This window comes from Cellulomonas sp. IC4_254, assembly GCF_011603975.1.
GTDB lineage: Bacteria > Actinomycetota > Actinomycetes > Actinomycetales > Cellulomonadaceae > Cellulomonas.
In genome coordinates, this window is record NZ_JAANNB010000352.1 from 1 (window position 1) to 1,716 (window position 1,716).

Sequence of the window (1,716 nt, forward strand, 5' to 3'; positions counted from 1 at the left end):
CCGGCGCGGGCTCGTGCGCCGGGGCCGGCCCCGGTGCAGGGGCGGCGGCCGCGAGCCAGGGCGCGACGGGCGCCGCCGGCGCGGCGGGCCCGGGCGCGGGTGCCAGCGGTGCGGGCGCCGCCGGGCCTGCCGCGGGGGCGGTCGCCTCCGGCGCCGGTGCGAGCGGCACCGGCGCCCCCGGGTGCGCGGGCACGACCGCCGCCCGGACGACGGGGATCTGCCGGGTGTCGAGATCCGGGCCGAGCCCGGGCGCGCCGAGCGGCGGCAGCACCAGGCCGGGCGCGTCGAGCCGGCGGTCGGCGGCGAGCGCGCTCCACCGGGTCCGGGTCGGCTCGGACGGCGTGGGGTCGACGGCGGGACGGTCGGCCGCGGCCCGCGCGTCGCCCGGCGCGGCGGGGTGCGGCACCCCGGGCCACGCGGGCCCGTCGTCCGCGGTGTCGCGGGTGCGCGCCGGCCGGTCGGCCCAGTCGGCGACGCGGCGGGCGGGCACGAGCCCCCGGACGTCGACCACGACGCCCTCGCCCACCCGGTCGTGCCAGCCGCGCCGGCGACCGGAGGAGTCGAACAGCGGCGACAGCAGCACCACGAGCTGGCCGACCCCGCACGCGAGCGCGCCGAGCGCCACGACGAGCGCGCGGACGAACGCCCGCCCGAGGCCGACCGGCCGCCCGGACCGGACGTCCACCAGGCGCAGGCCGAGCAGCCGGCGGCCGACGGTCCAGCCGCGGGTGCCGTTCCACACCCACTGCGCGACGCCCCAGCCGACGAGGAGCACGGCGCCGACCGCGAGCAGGACGCCGGACGGCGCCGCGGGCTCGGGCACGGCCGCGCCGGAGCCCGAGGCGGCCGCCGCGCGCACCGTCGCCGCGAACGCCGGCGCCCACGCGAGCCAGAGCGGCGCGGCGGCCACGGAGGTCAACGCGGCGTCCACCAGGTACGCGGCCACGCGGCGCCCGACGGGCGCGGGGGGTGCGCTGGGCGGGACCACGCCGCCGGTGGTGCTGCTCATCCGTCCGCTCCGTCCGCTCGTCGTGCCCGTCGTCCCCCGCGTCCCCGCTTCTCCTGCCCGTCCGGCACGCTCCGACGCGCCCGGTCGGCGGCCAGCGCCGCCCGGCGCCGCTCCGAGCGGCGCAGCGACCGGGTCGCGACCCGCCCGCGCCACCGCTGCTTGCGGGGCGTCGCCGCGCGCATCGAGGCGAGCGTGCGGTCGACGTCCGCCCAGTACTCGCGGGCGTCGGCGACGGTGGGGGCCGTCGCGCCGAACACCGCGGCGTCGGCCCGGTCCGCCAGCGCGACCACCGCCGCGCCGGCCTCGACGCCCGCCGGGGTCGGGCCGTCCGGCACCCGGGCGGCGCGCTTGCCGCGACGGTCCGCCGCCGGCTCGGGCGCCGTGGTGAACGCCCGGTCCAGCGAGCGCGCGCCCTCGCGTCGGGTGGCCACCGGGTCGACGTCCCGCCGCAGGTCGGTGGCGAGGTCGAGCACCTCCTGCCAGCCGCCGACGACCCGGTTCACCGGGACGGGGTCGCGTCGCCGGCGACGGCGGCGCCTGGCCTTGAGCGCGGCGATCACGAGGAACGGCGCGAGCAGCACGAGCAGCAGGCCCGAGCCCGCCGCGACCGCCAGCGCCACGCGCTGCCAGATCGCCAGGACCGAGTCGTCGTCGCCGTCCTGGGTCTGCGGCTGGTCGGTGTCGTCCGCCGGCGGGTCCACCGGCGG

Annotated in this window: 1 protein-coding gene and 1 pseudogene; both read right to left on the bottom strand. The window is 82.5% G+C overall.

Annotated features, from left to right (window positions below):
* The coding region (locus G6556_RS18685) for an RDD family protein (RefSeq protein WP_166944636.1) at window positions 1–1,009 on the bottom strand (1,009 nt) is incomplete at its 3' end.
* Window positions 1,006–1,716, bottom strand: a pseudogene (locus G6556_RS18690) (hypothetical protein); the annotation flags it as partial. The gene G6556_RS18685 and the pseudogene G6556_RS18690, both read right to left, overlap by 4 nt.